Origin of the sequence: Bacillus sp. EKM420B (genome assembly GCF_011065565.1) — a bacterium.
GTDB lineage: Bacteria > Bacillota > Bacilli > Bacillales > Bacillaceae > Bacillus > Bacillus velezensis.
Genome location: NZ_JAAMNX010000015.1, coordinates 1 through 1,572 on the forward strand (window position 1 = coordinate 1; position 1,572 = coordinate 1,572).

1 rRNA gene (only partly in view) is annotated in these 1,572 nt (G+C 51.6%); it reads left to right on the forward strand.

From position 1 onward, the window contains the following. The first annotated feature begins 79 nt into the window (after nt 1-79). A 23S ribosomal RNA gene (locus tag G9F48_RS19255) occupies nt 80-1,572 on the forward strand; it runs 1,536 nt beyond the window's last position.

Consider the following 1,572-nt stretch of genomic DNA (forward strand, 5'->3'; position numbering starts at 1 on the left):
TGTTCTTTGAAAACTAGATAACAGAAGTAATTCACATTCAATTAGTAATGCAAGATATCACGTAGTGATTCTTTTTAACGGTTAAGTTAGAAAGGGCGCACGGTGGATGCCTTGGCACTAGGAGCCGATGAAGGACGGGACGAACACCGATATGCTTCGGGGAGCTGTAAGCAAGCTTTGATCCGGAGATTTCCGAATGGGGAAACCCACCACTCGTAATGGAGTGGTATCCATATCTGAATACATAGGATATGAGAAGGCAGACCCGGGGAACTGAAACATCTAAGTACCCGGAGGAAGAGAAAGCAAATGCGATTCCCTGAGTAGCGGCGAGCGAAACGGGACCAGCCCAAACCAAGAGGCTTGCCTCTTGGGGTTGTAGGACACTCTGTACGGAGTTACAAAGGAACGAGGTAGATGAAGAGGTCTGGAAAGGCCCGCCATAGGAGGTAACAGCCCTGTAGTCAAAACTTCGTTCTCTCCTGAGTGGATCCTGAGTACGGCGGAACACGTGAAATTCCGTCGGAATCCGGGAGGACCATCTCCCAAGGCTAAATACTCCCTAGTGACCGATAGTGAACCAGTACCGTGAGGGAAAGGTGAAAAGCACCCCGGAAGGGGAGTGAAAGAGATCCTGAAACCGTGTGCCTACAAGTAGTCAGAGCCCGTTAACGGGTGATGGCGTGCCTTTTGTAGAATGAACCGGCGAGTTACGATCCCGTGCAAGGTTAAGCAGAAGATGCGGAGCCGCAGCGAAAGCGAGTCTGAATAGGGCGAATTGAGTACGTGGTCGTAGACCCGAAACCAGGTGATCTACCCATGTCCAGGGTGAAGTTCAGGTAACACTGAATGGAGGCCCGAACCCACGCACGTTGAAAAGTGCGGGGATGAGGTGTGGGTAGGGGTGAAATGCCAATCGAACCTGGAGATAGCTGGTTCTCTCCGAAATAGCTTTAGGGCTAGCCTCAAGGTAAGAGTCTCGGAGGTAGAGCACTGATTGGACTAGGGGCCCCTACCGGGTTACCGAATTCAGTCAAACTCCGAATGCCGATGACTTATCCTTGGGAGTCAGACTGCGAGTGATAAGATCCGTAGTCGAAAGGGAAACAGCCCAGACCGCCAGCTAAGGTCCCAAAGTATACGTTAAGTGGAAAAGGATGTGGAGTTGCTTAGACAACCAGGATGTTGGCTTAGAAGCAGCCACCATTTAAAGAGTGCGTAATAGCTCACTGGTCGAGTGACTCTGCGCCGAAAATGTACCGGGGCTAAACGTATCACCGAAGCTGCGGACTGTTCTTCGAACAGTGGTAGGAGAGCGTTCTAAGGGCTGTGAAGCAAGACCGGAAGGACTTGTGGAGCGCTTAGAAGTGAGAATGCCGGTATGAGTAGCGAAAGAGGGGTGAGAATCCCCTCCACCGAATGCCTAAGGTTTCCTGAGGAAGGCTCGTCCGCTCAGGGTTAGTCGGGACCTAAGCCGAGGCCGAAAGGCGTAGGCGATGGATAACAGGTTGATATTCCTGTACCACCTCCTCACCATTTGAGCAATGGGGGGACGCAGGAGGATAGGGTAAG